The sequence below is a fragment of the Acinetobacter sp. YH12052 genome, from assembly GCF_013419835.1.
GTDB classification, from domain to species: Bacteria; Pseudomonadota; Gammaproteobacteria; order Pseudomonadales; family Moraxellaceae; genus Acinetobacter; species Acinetobacter amyesii.
Genome location: NZ_VOZI01000003.1, coordinates 70,235 through 87,410, shown reverse-complemented (window position 1 = coordinate 87,410; position 17,176 = coordinate 70,235). Strand labels below are relative to the sequence as shown.

The following is a 17,176-nucleotide window of genomic DNA, read 5'->3' as shown; positions in this document are numbered from 1 at the left end:
TTTTCAAATATTACGGGCTAGGCTAACTCAAATTATTGTTTTGATGCAGCTTTACGCTCAGCAGTAGAAGGTTGGTATTGCACAGCATCAGAAGTGTTGGCTTTGATACCACCACCAAGTGTTTTATACAATTCAACTTGGTTGTTGAGATTTGCTTGTTCAAGCAACAACAAACCTTGCTCAGCTGCATAAGATGCACGCTGCGCATCCAGTACAGTTAAGTAGCTATCAATACCAGCACGGAAGCGGGCATTTGACAGTTTGTAAGTTGTATTGGTTGCATCAACTAAACGGCGCTGTGCTGCAATACGGTCACCGATGTTTTGACGAACTGCAAGCGCATCATTCACTTCACGGAAAGCTGACTGAACTGATTTTTCATAATCAGACAATGCAATTTTCTGGTCAGTTTCAGAAACTTTAATATTGGCCTGACGTGTACCCCAATCGAAGATTGGAATATCAAGGCTCGGGCCAGCAGACCATACAAAGTTGCCTGATTTAAATAGATCACCTAAGTCCGTTGAAGCATAACCCGCTGAACCTGTCAGACTAATCGTAGGGAACAGACGTGCTTTAGCTGCACCAATGTTCGCACCGGCAGCAGACAGTTTATATTCAGCTGCACGGACATCTGGACGGTTGTTCAACAAGTCACTTGGAATACCTGAACCAATGGTATTGGTCGAAGTAATCCGACTGACACGTTGGTTCGGCAGTAAGTTCGCAGGTACTTGTTGACCCACTAATAGATTCAATAAATTTTGCGCTTGAGCAATTTGAGTTTTGTAGTTCGCAACATCATTACGTGCAGTTTCTACAGAAATTTGAGCCTGACGAACAGGAACTTCACTGTCAATACCGACATCAAAACGCTTTTTGTTGAGGTTGTAAGATTCAAGCTGAGCCTTTAAGGTTTGATCTGCAAGCTTCAAGTTTGAGTTAGCGTATGCATAGTTTAACCATGCTTGAGCCACTTGACCGATCAACGCAATTTGTGTTGCATCACGGGCACTTGCAGTTGCAAGGTAACTATCTAAGGCATTGTCTTTTAAGCTACGTACACGACCCCAAAAATCAAGTTCATAGGCAGTGACACCTAAACCGACATTGTAAGAGGTGATAGGCTTTTGTGTATTCAACGTGTCTTGACGAAGTACACTACCACTTGCACCAATGGTTGGTAATTGACCATTGGCAGTGATTTGATACTGTTGCTGTGCACGTTCAATATTTAAAGCAGCCGTACGTAGGTCACGGTTATTGGCTAAAGCTAAGTCAAGAACTTGTACCAGACGTTGGTCAGCAAAGAAATCTTTATATCCTTGTTCAGCAACAGAAGTACCAGAAGCACTTGCTGTGTAGCTTTCGGGGATATTGGTCTGAACAACCGGCTCTGGACCACGCATGCTTTGGCAGGCAGCCAAAGCAAGCGCAAGTGAAGAAACCGCAATGCTACGACCTGCAATAGACCATACATTTTGCATCACGATAAATGCTCCTGATTATTTTGTTGTTTTGGTTTGTACTTAAAGATACTTCGGATCCATACGTAGAACACAGGAATAAAGAAGATACCAAGTAGGGTAGAACTGATTACGCCACCCAATACACCATAACCTACGGAGTGCTGACTACCTGCACCTGCACCCGAAGAAAGCGCAAGCGGAAGTACACCAAAACCAAAGGCTAAAGTGGTCATGATAATTGGACGTAGACGCATTTTAGCGGCATGCAATGTTGCGTCAAACAGATCTTCACCTTTTTCTTGAAGTTCTTTGGCGAATTCTACGATCAAGATCGCATTCTTCGCGGACAAACCAATGACGGCAATAATAGCCACCTGGAAGTAAATGTTATTCGCCAAGTTTGGATTTTTGAAGAACACCATTCCAAGGAAAGTCAGTAATAACGCACCCAATACACCTAATGGTACAACCAGTAATACTGAGAACGGAATAGACCAGCTTTCATACAAGGCAGCAAGACATAGGAAGACGATTAACAATGAAAGTGCGTATAGGAATGGTGCTTGTGCGCCAGACTCACGTTCTTCTAGAGATAAACCAGTCCATTCATAGTCAAAGCCTTGAACGCCCATCGAAGGAAGTTTTTGTACAATTTCTTCCATCGCTTTCATCGCGTCGCCCGAACTTACACCTACACCCGGTGAACCTTGAATGTTCACAGATGCGATACCGTTATAACGTTCAAGACGTGGTGAACCATAAGTCCATTCGCCAGTAGCGAAGGTCGAGAATGGTACCATTGTGCCTTGGTTGTTACGGACATACCACTGGCTCAGGTCTTCAGGCATCATACGTGCCGCAGCTTCACCTTGTACATAGACTTTCTTCACACGACCACGGTCAACGAAGTCGTTGATGTAAGAACCACCCCAGGCCATACCCATTGTGGTATTGATTTCAGCAATGCTGACACCCATGGCACCGGCTTGAGCTTGGTCAATTGTGATTTTGTACTGTGGCGTATCTTCTTGACCGTTAGGACGAACACCCATGAGGCGTTTATCTTGAGCAGCCATACCGAGCACCATATTACGGGCATCGATAAGTTGTTGATGGGTTTGGCCTGCAGAAGCTTTTAACTGCAAGTTGAAGCCAGCAGTGACACCCAATTCAGGCATTGCTGGTAATTGGATTGGCATGATGTATGAAGCATCCTTCACGATCATGTTCAATGCCATACCACGTTGAATAATCGCACCCACTTGAGATTCAGGTGATGTACGGTCTTCCCAATCTTTTAACTTGATGAATGCAAGACCTGCGTTTTGACCCACACCTGTGAACGAGAAACCGGCAACACTGAATACAGAATCGACATATTTTTCTTCGTTTTTCAGGAAGTAATCGGTCATTGCAGTGACAGTTTTATCCGTACGCTCAAGTGAGGCATTCGGTGGTAACTGTACCAGTGTCATTACAACACCTTGGTCTTCTTCAGGTAAGAATGATGATGGTAACTTTTGGAATAAAAGCACTAATAAGCCGATTACAACTGCATAAATCACACCAGAGAAAATCTTGTGGTGTGTCATGAAGTTCACGCCGCCTTGGTATTTATGCGCAACTTTATCAAAAGAGCTGTTAAACCAACGGAAGAAACGGGCAAAGATATTGTTGCTTTCTGGTTTGTTTGGATCATGTTGTTTCAACATGGTCGCACATAGGGCAGGGGTAAAGGTCAATGCTACAATCAATGACAGAATCATTGCTGTTACCAGCGTGATTGAGAACTGACGATAAATTACACCTGTCGTACCACCGAAGAATGCCATCGGCACGAATACAGCGGTTAACACAGAGGTAATACCGATTAAGGCACCCGAGATCTGTTTCATTGAGATTTCAGTTGCAGTCACGGGGTCAAGATGATCTTCAACCATGACACGTTCAACGTTCTCTACGACAACAATCGCATCATCCACGAGGAGACCAATCGCCAGTACCATCGCGAACATGGTGAGTGTGTTGATCGAGAAACCAAACATGTTAATGACAGCAAAAGTACCCAATACCACTACAGGTACAGCCAATGTCGGAATAATCGTTGCGCGCCAGTTCTGTAAGAATAAGAACATCACAAAGAATACAAGAATCACGGCTTCTACAAGGGTATGTACAACACTTTCAATCGATAACTTAATGAATGGAGTCGTATCAAATGCAAGCGTGTCTTTTAAACCTTCAGGGTAGTTTGGACGTAGTTCTTTTAAACGTGCTTCAACAGCTTCGGCTGTATCTAATGCGTTTGCACCAGTTGCTAGTTTGATCGCTACACCACCAGCAGGTTTGTTGTTGAACTTAGAGTCGAACTGATAGTTGTCAGCACCTAATTCAACACGTGCAACATCACCTAAACGTACTTGAGCACCATCACTACTGTTACGCAGGAAAATGTTTTTAAACTGCTCTGGTGTTTGCAACAAACTTTGTGCTGTAACTGTCGCGTTCAGTACTTGACCTTCAGTTGCAGGCGCACCGCCTAACTGACCAACAGCAACCTGAGCATTCTGTGTACGGATAGCCGCAGCCACATCACTCGGTGTAACTTTCAGGTTTGCCATTTTGGCTGGATCTAGCCAAATACGCATCGCATAAGAACCACCAAATACTTGGACTTCACCTACACCTGCCACACGGCTGAGAGGTTCAGAAATATTCGAGTTTACATAGTCCTTAATGTCGTCCGCAGTCAACTTGCCCGACGGTGAGTGGAATGCTACAACTTGTAGGAAGCTTGCGCCAGATTTGGTGACTTTTACACCTTGACGTTGTACGTCTTCAGGTAATAGCGCTGTCGCAGACTGGAGTTTGTTTTGGACTTGAACTTGGGCGATATCTGGATCGATCCCTTGTTCAAAGTTCAATGTAATAGATGCTTGACCGTTACCCGCACTGTTTGACGAAATATAACGTAAGCCATCCAAACCATTCATTTGTTGTTCAATGATTTGGGTTACGGTGTTTTCAACTGTTTCTGCAGACGCACCAGGGTAAGTCGCAGAGATTGAAACCGTTGGCGGCGCAATGGTCGGATACTGTGCAATTGGCATATTAGATAGCGTGAGTACACCCGCCAGCATAATCACCAATGCAATCACCCACGCAAAAATGGGGCGATGAATAAAGAATTGAGCCATTCAGTCTACTCCCTATGCGTTTGAAGTAGCTTTTTGTTCAGATTTAGGTGCTGCTTGTTCTGCAACTTTAGCATCTGGCTTTGCTGCAGCAGGTTGTTGAGCACCTTGAGGTGCAGCAGCCTGAGGTTGATACGGTTTGGCTACAACTTGTTGCTCAGCTTTCACTTTTGCAATACCGTCAACAATCACTTTATCGCCAGTGTTTAAGCCTTGAGTCACGATCCAGTTTGCACCTTGAGTACCGACTGTTGTTACAGGACGAGATTCTACAGCACCTTTTGCATTCACAATCATTGCCATTGCTTGACCTGTAGGGGTACGTGTAATAGCAGCTTGTGGAATAATGTAAGCGTTTGGAATCACACCCTGAACGATGCGAGCATTGGCAAACATACCCGGAAGTAATAAATGGTTCGGGTTAGAAAAAACAGCACGAAGTGTAACCGTACCTGTATCTGGGTTTACACTTGCATCAGAAAATGCTAAACGACCTTCAATCGGGTATTCACTACCATCTTCAAGACGTAATTTCACTTTGGTGTTATTACTGCTGTCCAAGTTGCCTTGGCTTAATTGTTGACGTAAGCGAAGAAGTTCAGCACTTGATTGGTTAATGTCAACGTACATTGGATCAAGACGTTGAATTGTGACTAATGGATCAGCTTGAGATGCAGTAACTAATGCACCAGCAGTCACTGTTGAACGGTTTGTTTGACCCGAAATTGGCGCACGTACAGTTGAATAACCTAAATTAATTTCTGCATTTTTAAGTTCTGCCTGAGATGCAGCAACGTCTGCTTCAGCCAGTTTAACTTGCGCAACAATATCGTCATATTCTTGTTTAGAAATCGCATTTGAGCCAACAAGCTGACGGTAACGACCTTCTTTAACACGTAACACGTTTAGGTTTGCTTGTTGACGTGTTAAAGCAGCACGAGCACTGTCAGCTGACGCACGGTTTGTACGTGAATCGATCTCGTACAAGGCTTGTCCTTCGCGAACATAGCTGCCTTCTGCAAATAGACGTTTAAGTACTACACCACTGGTTTGTGGACGTACTTCTGAAATTTCATAGGCAGATGTACGGCCAGAAAGTTCAACAGATTGTTCAACGCTTTGCGGTTGGGCAACAATGACACCGACTTCAGTTGGTGGCATTTGCTGTGCAGCAGCAGCTTGCTGTGCATCTTTAGGATCTTTGCTACAACCAACAAGTGCAATACTTGTTGCCAATGCGCAAGCAGTCAGGGCAGGAGCCCAAAGCTTTGCAGACATCATTGTTCCACCTCAATTAGATATTTATCTAAATTATTCATTTGTTTACGCTTTACTGATTTTGATGTAACTCAAATAAAGTAGCGCGATCCAAATAAAACTTATGCTCCAACCGGATAAGACATCTGTCGGAAAATGAACCCCAACATATACTCGCGAAACACCCATACACAGCATCCATAACAATGCCAAAATGGTGATCAAGCGATGTTGAGCATGTTGTCGGTAAATCAAGATCATAAGACACGCAAGCGATGCAGCATAACAACTGTGTGCGCTTGGGAATGAACTCCCGTAAGACGCTACAAGATGGTACATTTCTGGGGGGCGCGGTCTGGTGAACGTAAATTTAAGCAACCATGCAAGGCCGATACTTCCAAAGATCCCTATACTGATAAAAACAATCTCTGTGTATTTTTTATACCACGCAAAGTGTAAACACCATAGCGTGGTGAAAAATAATACAAAAGGCATGCCGCCTAGCGCGGAAAGTCCGATGGCAATTTGATTAAAAACAGCAATACGGTGCTGACTCATCCATTCCACGATATTTAAATCTAATAGATTTAAATAGGTGGGATAAAGCGACAACACACTGATAATTAATGCAAAAAAACCAACAAACAGTAGCGTTCGTGGCATATTTTATTCCTTGTCATTTTAACCGGTTTGAGCTCGGTTAATTAATGGACTAAAGTGTACTCATCAGTACACTTTATTTCAAGTCTGTGTAAATCATACTGATTTTATTTTTTGTGTTCATTTACATCTTACTAAAATAAAACACAAATCTGCTAATGATTGTTCTTACTGGCTTGTGTGCCATCTTCAACTTCAAGTGGGGCTTTTGGTGGCCAGAAAAAGTCACTTGGTCGCGTTAGAAAATGAGTCATCACCAATTTAGCCAGTGGTTTCCATTGTTCAAATCTTACGCGACGTGCCCGTAGTGCCACAATAATGGTTAACGTGAAACTGACGAATAAGTTAGTCAGACCGATCAGAATAACTCCTAAGAATGACACAATGATTAAGCCAATGTCTGGTGAACCATTAATATTGATGAGGCCTTGAATGAAGTTGGCCGAGGCGAAGGCGATATGGCGAATATCTAAAGGTAAACCTAAGATATAACCAATTGTGCCCATACTACCCAGCATGATCCCGAATAAGAAGTTACCCGCCAAAGCACCTAAGTTTCGTTCAATGTAAGCGGCAAACTTATCCAGTCTGTCTTGACCCATGATGCGTTTTAACTTTGGATGCGCTTGAATTCGTGGTCCAACTTTGCGATAGACCGCCATGTTGTCAAAGTAACCGGCAATCAAACCCGATAAAAACAAACATACCCCAGCAATCGCAGCATGTGGGACAGCGAGAGAAGTGAATGGGTTAAGGTCGTGTAATGTTTTGGCTGCTTTTGCATGATTCATTAAAGGTTCATGTAAAGCCATGTCCCAACTGAGGGCAATCAGCGCTGCAACAGGAATCGCAATACTGATGTTGCCTAAAATTGCAATAAACTGGGTGCGGATAATATTAATAATCAGCGCGGCAAGTTCGGCAATCTGAGCCATTTTCGAGCCTTTACGATGCTGAACCGTTGAGGCAAGTGCGGCAGCTGTCATCGCAGGCTGTTTGGTAGCAACCGTAAAATGTAAGACATGAATCAGCATAAAGCCGAAAGAGTAGTTCAGACTATATGAAATGGCTTGCATGAGCGGTGCCATGGTGACACGGGTCATCAGCACTTTTAGTGTTGCCATACATGCAATGATCACGCCGGCACCTGCCGCAGATCGGTACATGCTCATAAAGCTTTGTTTGTCCGTACTTACATAGTGTTCGCCAGTTTTACTTGCATTTTCGGTGACTTGTAGGGCAACCAATTCACTATTGGTGGCAAGTAAATCGCGCACGCTACGCTCGCTATAAATCGCTGAAGTCACATCACTGAGTAAACTGCCCATAGACACATAGCGGACGTCATCTTCTTCAACAATCAGGTTGAGTAAGATTTCTAAGCGATCTAAACACTGTTCTAAAAGTGATAATAAGTAAGTCAGACTGACACTTACACCAATACGTTTGGTCGCACGGCGAATCTTCAGGACCACATCACGACATTGTTCCAGCATCACCAACGCTTGAGAAGCATCCGGCGGTAGCACGGCACTCATTTCTTCAGCACTTTGATGGAGCTTTTTATACTGTTGAATAAAATCGTTTATTTCACGGTTTTGCACCAAAAAAGGCGATTCATATTCGGTCAGTTCAGGCTGCGCATTAATAAATTCAGGATATAAGCCAATACCACTCACCCGATAAGACAAAACGGTAATGGCCTTAATTAATTCACGGCGAATTTTCTTTTTTTCTTCCTGATTGCTATGACCTTGGTTAAACAATCGAAAGAGCTGCATCCATTGCTGATCATCAATACTGTCGAGCCAATATTTGTCGTTATGACGATAAAAAACTCGACGGACTAAATCTTGTAGTTGAGTTTCGTCATTGATCAGGGGAAGAAAATGTGCGCCAAGACGTTGGAACAGTTGTCCCCAAAAACCATCGAGAGACAAAATACCCGTGTCCGCATATAAACTGGTTTGTTTATATCGGCTAATGAGTTTTAGAACAAAGCTTTGCAGGGTAGAGGCTGCATCTGGCGTGATGAGTAAAGCTTGGATGAAAGCCTGAAATTTTTTCTTAATTTCGTCAGTATTTTTTGTATCTTCTGGTCGAATTCGGTTGACCAATTCGATCAGCAAGTTTTCATCCAGCACAGCCCGAGGGGTATCGAGCTGTTGCTGCATGGTCAAAAAGATATCATTCAGTTTTATATGCATAGGCAATGGGAATTACGAGGAATATTGTTAATTATTGAATTCGGTGTAATGCCAAGTTTGCGAGGTTGATTAAAGCTTGACGATATTCAGTATCTGGTAGCGCTGCTAAAGCGGCTAGTGCTGCCTCAGTTTCTTCAGTCGCTCGTTGGCTACAATAATCAAGTGCCCCAGAGCTTTGTACAATCTGAATTACACGCTCTAAATCTGCCGTACCACCTGTGGCAATACTGCGGCGAATAATGTCATGTTCTTCGCCAGTGGTATTCTTTAAGGCCGAGATTAAAGGTAAAGTTGGTTTACCTTCCATCAAATCATCACCAATATTTTTACCTAATGTTTCAGCATCTGAGGTGTAATCTAAAATATCGTCAATAATTTGAAAGGCATTTCCAAAGTGTCCGGCAAATTTTCTAAGCGGTTCACGGTACTCTGGTGTACCAGTCAGAATCGCTGCACCTTCGGTAGCGAGCTCAAATAAACGTGATGTTTTGCCGTGAATAATATCTAAGTAGGTCTGTTCCGTGGTTTCTGGTTGATGCTGTGATTGAAGTTGTAAAACTTCACCTTCAGCAATTTCACAGGTACCCGTTGAAAAGTCTTTGAGTAATACTTTGCTGTCTAGATCCACCAATAAATCAAAAGCGCGAGAAATCAAAAAATCACCCACAAGTACGGCAGTTTGATTATTCCATGTCGCATTTGCTGTTGGGCGGCCACGGCGTAAACCCGATTCATCGACTACGTCGTCATGTACCAAGGTCGCGGTATGCAGCATTTCAATAATTGCTGCAAGTTTACGGTGTTTTTCTAAATCTTCTGCGCCACAAGCCTTTGCTGCAAGTAAGCACATAATGGGACGCATGCGTTTACCGCCTGCTTCAACCACATGTTTACTGACTGCCATGACCAAGGCAACTTTAGACGTGATCCCTTCATTAATAAATTTGTCCATCGCAGCAAAGTCAGTAGCAACAGGCGCGAGAATATCTTGCTTAAAGTCGATGGTCATATGAAGAGAAACCTCAATAATTTTTGAATTACAGACGTAGTGTAGCAATTTGTTATATGAATAACAGATAAGAACTTACTCAATTGACTTAATCTTAAGTGATTTTTTTCATCAAGCGGAAGTATTGTACTTATTTTTTAACAGACTTTTATCTTTAGCATGTTGTTTGAACAGCATGTTGTTGATGTCAGTCCAGTGTATATTAGCGAATTGTTGCTAAAAATCTATGTCAAACCTTGTCAAAAGCATGATAAGTGAAATAGAGCACTCATTTTAATACTTTTAATGACACTGTTTATATAATAAACGCATACTCATCTAATATTTTACGGAAATGACTTGTTGTTTTTCGGGTTATCCCTTAAAATCTTTGCCTTTGCGAAACCCCAGTGACGATCGTTTTAAGATCGGTATATCCCTTTACCGGCACGACAACACGGGCATGTTTGGAGTACTTAAATGTACGCAGTAATCCAAAGCGGTGGTAAACAACACCGTGTAGTTGAGGGTGAAACCCTTAAAGTAGAATTATTGAAAGCTGAAACTGGCTCAACTGTTACTTTTGATGACGTGTTGATGCTTGTTAACGGTGACAGCATTCAAATTGGTGCACCAGTAGTAGCTGGCGCTAAAGTAACTGCTGAAGTAGTTAGCCATGGTCGTCACGACAAAATCCGCATCATCAAAATGCGTCGTCGTAAACACTATCGTAAACAACAAGGTCACCGTCAATGGTTCACTGAGTTGAAAATTACAGCTATTTCAGGCTAATTACGAGGAGTAAGTAGACATGGCAACTAAAAAAGCCGGTGGTTCGACTAAAAACGGTCGTGACTCGAACCCAAAAATGTTGGGTGTTAAAATCTACGGCGGTCAATCTGTGACTGCTGGTAACATCATCGTTCGTCAACGTGGTACTGAATTCCACGCTGGTGTAAATGTAGGTATGGGCCGTGACCATACTTTATTTGCAACTGCTGACGGCGTTGTGAAATTCGAAGTGAAAGGCCAATTCGGTCGTCGCTACGTATCTGTTGAAGCGTAAGCTTTAATAGAAAAAAACCCGCATTTTTGCGGGTTTTTTTTCGTCTGAATAAAATGTGAGGTATTTTTTAGATTGTTACAAATGATGTACAAATCAATAAATTCACCATAAATAGTGATTTAAATCATAAAAAAATAAAGAGCGTAATAGAGGAGTACAAATACAAAAAAAGGATAAGGACATGAATAAAATATTGAATACAGTTTTTATCGGTGCTGACTATCAGAAAAGGAATTGTCCTGATAAAAGCCAACAAATTGCATTTGAAAAGACACTAGGACTTGGTGAAATAACTTCAATCGCTATTAAAGCTGTACCAAAATTACTAGCTGTGAGTATTTTATTTTCTTAGGTTCAATTGCATGGGCTGGTGGGAGTGGCTCGTCATATCCTGAGCATACTTGTAATCGTTGCAATAGTGGAATTCCTGGCCCAGAAGGGCCAATGGGACCTCAAGGTCCTGCTGGTGAAAAAGGCGATACAGGAGCAACAGGTGCAACCGGAGCTAAAGGTGACAAAGGCGATACAGGAGCAACAGGCGCTACTGGTAAAGATGGACTCAATGGCCGAGACGGCATCGATGGTAAGGATGGGTTGAACGGTCTGAATGGCAGCAATGGTCTAGATGGTGCAAGTGCTTATCAAGTTGCGGTGAGCAATGGTTATGAAGGCAATGAAGACCAATGGTTAGAAAGTCTACGTGGTGCAGTTGGCGCACAAGGACTAACTGGTGAAAATGGTTTTAGTGCGTATGAACTTGCGATAAAAAATGGATTTGTCGGTACTGAAGTTGAATGGTTGTTGAGCTTAAAAGAAACAGATCCGTACATTAAAATTCAATCAAACGTTGCCAATACAGCACCTAAACCAACTGCGAATGGACAAGATGCGATTGCAGTCGGTGCAGGTAATAAAGCTGATGGTAATCAGTCTATTGCCCTCGGTGTAAACAATACAGTCAGTGGTGATGGATCTGGTGCTGTAGGTTCAAACAGTCACAGGTAATAATACCTATGTGGTTGGTAACAATATCAACACCTCTGCAAATAATGCTGTTGTACTTGGCAATGGTTCAAGCTCTGACCGCAATAATACGGTTTCCGTTGGCTCGGCTGGTGCAGAGCGGCAAATTATCCATGTGGCAGCTGGTACGGCAGACACCGATGCGGTAAACGTGAAACAAATACGTCAAGCAGATCTAGTAGTGTTAAATAGTTCAAAAGCATATACAGATCAGCATGGGGCAAATGTACTTAATCAAGCCAATAGTTATACCAATCAACGTGTGAATGAATTGAACCATAATTTCAATAAATTTAAAGATAATGTTTACGGTGCTGTTGCTTCAAGTATTGCAATCGCCTCCTTACCTCAACCCACAGATGCTGGATATAACATGTTCAGTGTAGGTATGGGGACTTGGGAAGGTTCACAAGGCTATGCAGTAGGTTTTAGTGGAGTAACTGAGAGCAATAAATATGTGTATAAATTGGCTGCAACAGGGAACTCTGAAGGTGACTTTGGCGCTGGTGCATCGATCGGTTGGCAATGGAAGTAACTTAATATTGGATTATTAAAATTGCTAAATCGTTGTTTAACTATTTGAAAGGCATTTGAATCAAATCAAGTGCCTTTTTATTTTATATTTCTCCATCATGATGAATAAAAAACAGCAATTTGCATTAATAACCATACAAAACTTCTTATTTTCTCTAAATTTAGTCAATGAAAGTGGTTTAAGATGGAGCCATCTAACAAATTGCGTTGATGCAAATATAAAAGGTGAATCTATGAAAATGCTTCGTAAAACCATCTGTGCTATGGCATTAGGTGCAGCGACACTGGCACCGGTTATGAGTACGACAGTATTCGCGGCACCAGTTGCAGCGTCGGAGCAGCAGGCAACTGCAAATTTGGTGAAACAATTATCGGGTATTAAAAGTTTTACAGCTAACTTTCAGCAAACTACAAAAGTGACTAACCCCAAAGCAACTCAAAAGAAAGGTTTAAGTGCGCAGCATATGAACCAGACTTTTACTGGGGTCATGAAAGTTCAGCGCCCGGGTAAATTCTATTGGGAAACAACCAGCCCATCTAAGCAAACCATTGCGACTACAGGTAAAACAGTTTGGATCTATGATCCAGACCTACAACAAGCGGTACGCCAAAGCTTAGATGACCAAGTTGCGAATACGCCTGCATTATTATTGTCGGGTAATACGGCTCAAATTATGAAGTCTTATCGTATTACACAGCCGAATAAGACGAAAACTTATTACACTTTATATCCAAAAAGTGATGATGGTGTGTTTCAAAGCTTAACCATTAGTTTTGGTGCGAAAAATGCGCCGACTTTAATGATTCTCCAAGACTCATTAGGTCAAACAACCCATGTACGTTTCAATAATGTGAAGGTGAATGCGTCTATTCCAGCGTCAACCTTTAATTTTGTACCTCCAAAAGGTACGGACATTATTGATCAATAATTCTCATAATCGAAAAAAAGCAGACATCCGTCTGCTTTTTTTATGGAGAAATGTAAAGCCAGCAAGCTGAATATAAGAGAAATTTAGTAGTATGCTGATATTCACAGTTTGCTTAAATGAAGTGACTTGTGGTTTTGACTGTTGCTATAGGGAATTTTGGGATGAAAAAAAATCATATGAATAATATAGCTTGGGCTGTTTCAGCTGTGGTTTTAGTCGGGTCATTAACGGCCTGCCATCCTCGAAATGAACCTGTTGAAGGTGAAACAACGGAACAGAAGCCAGCGGTCGTCGCTGATGCGATTCCACTTATTCAATCTAAATCTGTTGAGATGCAATTACCAAAAGCTCAAGCTTGCGATGCGGAAGGTTGTACCCAATATAGGATTCAAACAGTTGAAACCAATGTTGATTGGATTAATCAATATTTTACTGATCGGATTAAAAAAGCAGACCCGATTGCATTTTCAACTGAGCCGAATCAAAAAATCGATTTATCAGACAAGACGGATGCAGGCCTAAGTCAAAGTACCACTTCTGTTCGATATATTAGTCAGTGGGGACATATCGCAACTTTTGCAATCGAAAGCTATACCTACGCAGCGCATGCGGCTCATGGCATGTCGCATGTTGAATATGTCAATTTTGATTTAAAAGCCAAAAAACGTTTGGCTTTACAAGATGTCTTGGTCAAAGGTGCAGACGCGAAAGTGATTAGCGCACTGTTTGATGCCAACTATATGTGGTTGGATAGTCACGATATTGAACGTTCAAAACTACAGTTAAGCGATAATTTTTATTATGGCGCGAACGGGATCGTATTTGCTTATCCATTGTATGAATTGGCGAGCTACGCAGAGGGCATGCCTGAGCTAAAACTTCCATATTTTATGGCTAAAGAGCTATTTAAACCTGAATATTTACCAAGTTTGCCAAATTACGAAACCAAATAAGACAATTTGAAGCAAGATTATTGGTCTAATAAGGGGCACCTGTAAGCTCGGTCACTGTATTTTTAAGTGTTAAGAGCTTACACTATAGCCAGTTTTTTTCTTTACTTAAGATTGGCTATGATCGACCCGAAATTACTCAGAAATAATATTGAGGCTGTAAACTTAGCCTTAGCAAAACGTGGTGTTCAACTTAACGTAGCAGAGTGGGCAGACCTTGAAGCTCGCCGTAAGGAAATTCAGTCTAAAACTGAGTCGTTACAAGCTGAACGTAATGCTGGTGCAAAACAAGTTGGTCAAATTAAAAAAGCTGGCGGTGATGCATCTGAAATCATGGCACGTATGTCTGCTATTGGTGATGAAATTAAAGCCGCAGAAGTTGCACTTTCTGAGCTTCAGGCTGAACTTGAAGCCAAATCTTTATCGATTCCAAATTTACCTCATGAGTCTGTGCCAGAAGGCAAAGACGAAAATGACAATGTTGAAGTTCTAAAGTGGGGTACACCACGTCAGTTTGATTTTGAGATCAAAGACCATACTGACTTGGGTGAAATGATGGGCGGTTTAGAATTTGAAACCGCAACCAAATTGACAGGTACTCGTTTTAGCGTACTCAAAGGCCCATTGGCGCGTTTACAGCGTGCAATTACCCAATTTATGTTAAATACACATACCTTGGAAAATGGCTATACAGAAGCGTATGTACCTTATTTAGTTAATGCAGATTCTTTACGTGGTACAGGCCAATTGCCTAAATTTGAAGAGGATTTATTCAAACTTCAAGGCGAAAAAGAATACTACCTGATCCCGACTGCAGAAGTGCCTGTAACCAACTTCGTGCGTGATGAAATCATTGACCCAGAACGTCTACCTTTAAAATATGCAGCACATACGCCATGTTTCCGTAGCGAAGCGGGTTCGTATGGCCGTGATACACGTGGTTTGATCCGTCAACACCAATTTGACAAAGTAGAAATGGTTCAGATTGTAAAACCTGAAACTTCGATGGATGCTTTGGAAGAATTAACGGGTCATGCCGAAGGTATTCTTCAAGCATTAGGCTTACCATACCGTAAAGTCGTTCTGTGTGGCGGAGACATGGGCTTTGGTGCAATCAAAACTTATGATTTAGAAGTTTGGGTGCCAAGTCAAAATACCTACCGTGAAATTTCATCTTGCTCATGCATGGGTGACTTCCAAGCACGCCGTATGAAAGCGCGTTACCGTGCTGACCAAAAGAAAACTGAGTTTGTACACACGCTGAATGGTTCAGGTTTGGCAGTTGGTCGTACTTTACTTGCCGTGATGGAAAACTATCAACGTGCAGACGGTTCAATTGAAATTCCAGCAGTACTTCGTCCATATATGGGCGGTGCTGAATTTATCGATTAATAGTCGATAAAGTGCATACATTTGTGCACAAAAATTGCTTAAGACAATCAGATTTAAACTATTGAGGTCGTGTGTGGATATCTTTCCAATCTCTTTGAAGTTGCAGCAGCAACCTTGTCTGATTGTTGGTGGTGGTCGAATTGCATATAGAAAGGCTGTGCTGCTTGCAAAAGCGGGCGCTCAGCTGACAGTTTGCTCACCCGAAATTGAAGATGATTTATTGACCTTGGTTAATAAAACCCAAGGTCAATATCTCAACTCGATTTATCACGAATCGGTTTATCAAGAAAATGCCATTGCGCTGCGTCAGTTTCGTTTAGTGATTGCAGCAACCAATGACAAAGCGGTCAATCAGGCGGTTTTTGAAGCCTGCGAAGCTGAAAATGTCTTGGTCAATAGTGTTGATGATCCGCCGCATTGCCGTTTTATGGTTCCTGCGATAATTGACCGTTCTCCGCTGGTCATCTCTGTTGCATCTAATGGCACATCGCCAGTGCTTTCACGCCAAATACGCACCCAGTTAGAAAGCTCAATTCCGCATGGCATGGGCAAACTGGCTAAGTTTTCAGGTCAATGGCGCGCAGCCGTTAAAGCCAAAATCGTCAATCCAGATGAACGCCGTATTTTTTGGGAAGACTTGTATGCAAGCCCGCTCAAAGAGCAAGTATTCAATGACAATTTGACTGAAGCAAATCGTTTGATTGAACAGGCCATATTGGAATGGAAACAGCCGAAAGGTGAGGTGTATTTGGTTGGGGCGGGGCCGGGTGATCCTGAACTGCTGACCTTAAAAGCACTGCGTTTAATGCAGCAAGCGGATGTGGTGATCTATGACCGTTTGGTCTCTCAGCCGATTATGGACCTCTGCCGCCGTGATGCAGAGAAAATCTACGTAGGTAAGGCACGATCCAATCATGCTGTTCCGCAAGAAGGCATTAATGCCTTACTGGTAAAATACGCAAGTGAAGGCAAACGCGTCTGTCGCTTAAAAGGTGGAGATCCGTTCATCTTTGGCCGCGGCGGTGAAGAAATTCAGGAACTCTTTGCGGCACGCGTTGCCTTCCAAGTCGTTCCGGGAATTACTGCTGCCTCTGGATGTTCGGCTTATGCAGGGATTCCTTTAACGCATCGTGATTATGCGCAAAGTGTACGCTTCCTGACAGGCCATCTGAAAGAAGGTTCGCCTGAGCTGCCTTGGAATGAGTTGGTTTATCAAAATCAAACGCTTGTGCTATATATGGGCTTGGTAGGACTAGAAAAAATTTGTGAGAAACTCATCGCGCACGGGCAGCGTCCAGACATGCCTGTCGCATTGGTTTCTAAAGGGACGACACCTGAACAAAAAGTCGTGGTTGGGACATTGGCAGATATTGCATCTAAAGTCAGTGAATACCAAATTCAGGCGCCTACATTGACCATTATTGGTGATGTGGTGAGTCTGCGTGAACAACTTCAATGGCATGAGCGAGGATAAGCAACGCAACGCGTTGCCCGAGCGCAAGGCGAA

15 protein-coding genes are annotated in these 17,176 nt (G+C 42.5%); 9 read left to right on the top strand and 6 right to left on the bottom strand.

What is annotated here, in order from left to right; all coding sequences use genetic code 11:
* Window positions 1-32 precede the first annotated feature (32 nt).
* The 6 genes from adeK to sdsA form a co-directional block, all read right to left on the bottom strand.
* Window positions 33-1,487: a multidrug efflux RND transporter AdeIJK outer membrane channel subunit AdeK gene (gene adeK / locus FTU06_RS02940; protein WP_180034600.1), complete on the bottom strand. Its 1,455-nt coding sequence runs from the start codon at window positions 1,485-1,487 to the stop codon at window positions 33-35.
* Window positions 1,487-4,666, bottom strand: coding sequence for an efflux RND transporter permease subunit (locus FTU06_RS02935; protein WP_180005072.1), 3,180 nt, complete (start codon window positions 4,664-4,666; stop codon window positions 1,487-1,489). The genes adeK and FTU06_RS02935 overlap by 1 nt, the downstream gene beginning before the upstream one ends.
* 12 nt (window positions 4,667-4,678) lie before the next feature.
* On the bottom strand, window positions 4,679-5,944 hold the full coding sequence (locus FTU06_RS02930) for an efflux RND transporter periplasmic adaptor subunit (protein ID WP_180144815.1): 1,266 nt from the start codon (window positions 5,942-5,944) through the stop codon (window positions 4,679-4,681).
* A 42-nt stretch (window positions 5,945-5,986) separates the two neighbouring features.
* Entirely contained in the window at window positions 5,987-6,583 is a 597-nt protein-coding gene (locus FTU06_RS02925; protein ID WP_180005070.1) for a phosphatase PAP2 family protein, read from the bottom strand.
* Between the two features lie 152 nt (window positions 6,584-6,735).
* Window positions 6,736-8,787, bottom strand: coding sequence for a site-specific recombinase (locus tag FTU06_RS02920; protein ID WP_180124231.1), 2,052 nt, complete (start codon window positions 8,785-8,787; stop codon window positions 6,736-6,738).
* A 31-nt stretch (window positions 8,788-8,818) separates the two neighbouring features.
* Window positions 8,819-9,796, bottom strand: a complete 978-nt coding sequence (gene sdsA, locus FTU06_RS02915) for an All-trans-nonaprenyl-diphosphate synthase (protein ID WP_078191391.1) — start codon at window positions 9,794-9,796, stop codon at window positions 8,819-8,821.
* A gap of 459 nt (window positions 9,797-10,255) precedes the next feature.
* On the opposite strand from sdsA, the gene rplU reads away from it, so the two are divergent.
* From rplU to cysG, 9 genes are all read left to right on the top strand, one after another.
* Complete coding sequence (gene rplU / locus FTU06_RS02910) at window positions 10,256-10,567, top strand: 50S ribosomal protein L21 (protein ID WP_078191390.1); 312 nt, start codon at window positions 10,256-10,258, stop codon at window positions 10,565-10,567.
* 19 nt (window positions 10,568-10,586) lie between these two features.
* Window positions 10,587-10,841 carry a 50S ribosomal protein L27 gene (gene rpmA / locus FTU06_RS02905; RefSeq protein ID WP_067764378.1) on the top strand — a complete coding sequence of 85 codons (255 nt, stop codon included), beginning with the start codon at window positions 10,587-10,589 and terminating at the stop codon, window positions 10,839-10,841.
* Between the two features lie 181 nt (window positions 10,842-11,022).
* A complete protein-coding gene (locus tag FTU06_RS02900) occupies window positions 11,023-11,193 on the top strand; it encodes a hypothetical protein (RefSeq protein ID WP_180034466.1) in 171 nt (56 codons plus the stop codon).
* A 92-nt stretch (window positions 11,194-11,285) separates the two neighbouring features.
* On the top strand, window positions 11,286-11,846 hold the full coding sequence (locus FTU06_RS02895) for a hypothetical protein (RefSeq protein ID WP_180007570.1): 561 nt from the start codon (window positions 11,286-11,288) through the stop codon (window positions 11,844-11,846).
* A gap of 10 nt (window positions 11,847-11,856) precedes the next feature.
* Window positions 11,857-12,399: a YadA-like family protein gene (locus tag FTU06_RS17060; RefSeq protein ID WP_180007571.1), complete on the top strand. Its 543-nt coding sequence runs from the start codon at window positions 11,857-11,859 to the stop codon at window positions 12,397-12,399.
* A 232-nt stretch (window positions 12,400-12,631) separates the two neighbouring features.
* Window positions 12,632-13,327 carry an outer membrane lipoprotein chaperone LolA gene (lolA, locus tag FTU06_RS02885; RefSeq protein WP_111885313.1) on the top strand — a complete coding sequence of 232 codons (696 nt, stop codon included), beginning with the start codon at window positions 12,632-12,634 and terminating at the stop codon, window positions 13,325-13,327.
* Window positions 13,328-13,488: 161 nt separating this feature from the next.
* On the top strand, window positions 13,489-14,280 hold the full coding sequence (locus FTU06_RS02880) for an RsiV family protein (protein WP_180007572.1): 792 nt from the start codon (window positions 13,489-13,491) through the stop codon (window positions 14,278-14,280).
* 117 nt (window positions 14,281-14,397) lie between these two features.
* Window positions 14,398-15,669: a serine--tRNA ligase gene (gene serS / locus FTU06_RS02875; RefSeq protein ID WP_180007573.1), complete on the top strand. Its 1,272-nt coding sequence runs from the start codon at window positions 14,398-14,400 to the stop codon at window positions 15,667-15,669.
* Between the two features lie 73 nt (window positions 15,670-15,742).
* Window positions 15,743-17,143: a siroheme synthase CysG gene (gene cysG / locus FTU06_RS02870; protein WP_180144812.1), complete on the top strand. Its 1,401-nt coding sequence runs from the start codon at window positions 15,743-15,745 to the stop codon at window positions 17,141-17,143.
* Window positions 17,144-17,176: the final 33 nt, after the last annotated feature.

What these genes read in the sequence shown, in the direction of transcription:
- adeK (WP_180034600.1), bottom strand. Translation starts at nt 1,487, where the DNA reads ATGCAAAATGTATGGTCTATTGCAGGTCGTAGCATTGCGGTTTCTTCA.
- FTU06_RS02935 (WP_180005072.1), bottom strand. Translation starts at nt 4,666, where the DNA reads ATGGCTCAATTCTTTATTCATCGCCCCATTTTTGCGTGGGTGATTGCA.
- FTU06_RS02930 (WP_180144815.1), bottom strand. Translation starts at nt 5,944, where the DNA reads ATGATGTCTGCAAAGCTTTGGGCTCCTGCCCTGACTGCTTGCGCATTG.
- FTU06_RS02925 (WP_180005070.1), bottom strand. Translation starts at nt 6,583, where the DNA reads ATGCCACGAACGCTACTGTTTGTTGGTTTTTTTGCATTAATTATCAGT.
- FTU06_RS02920 (WP_180124231.1), bottom strand. Translation starts at nt 8,787, where the DNA reads ATGCATATAAAACTGAATGATATCTTTTTGACCATGCAGCAACAGCTC.
- sdsA (WP_078191391.1), bottom strand. Translation starts at nt 9,796, where the DNA reads ATGACCATCGACTTTAAGCAAGATATTCTCGCGCCTGTTGCTACTGAC.
- rplU (WP_078191390.1), top strand. Translation starts at nt 10,256, where the DNA reads ATGTACGCAGTAATCCAAAGCGGTGGTAAACAACACCGTGTAGTTGAG.
- rpmA (WP_067764378.1), top strand. Translation starts at nt 10,587, where the DNA reads ATGGCAACTAAAAAAGCCGGTGGTTCGACTAAAAACGGTCGTGACTCG.
- FTU06_RS02900 (WP_180034466.1), top strand. Translation starts at nt 11,023, where the DNA reads ATGAATAAAATATTGAATACAGTTTTTATCGGTGCTGACTATCAGAAA.
- FTU06_RS02895 (WP_180007570.1), top strand. Translation starts at nt 11,286, where the DNA reads ATGGGACCTCAAGGTCCTGCTGGTGAAAAAGGCGATACAGGAGCAACA.
- lolA (WP_111885313.1), top strand. Translation starts at nt 12,632, where the DNA reads ATGAAAATGCTTCGTAAAACCATCTGTGCTATGGCATTAGGTGCAGCG.
- FTU06_RS02880 (WP_180007572.1), top strand. Translation starts at nt 13,489, where the DNA reads ATGAAAAAAAATCATATGAATAATATAGCTTGGGCTGTTTCAGCTGTG.
- serS (WP_180007573.1), top strand. Translation starts at nt 14,398, where the DNA reads ATGATCGACCCGAAATTACTCAGAAATAATATTGAGGCTGTAAACTTA.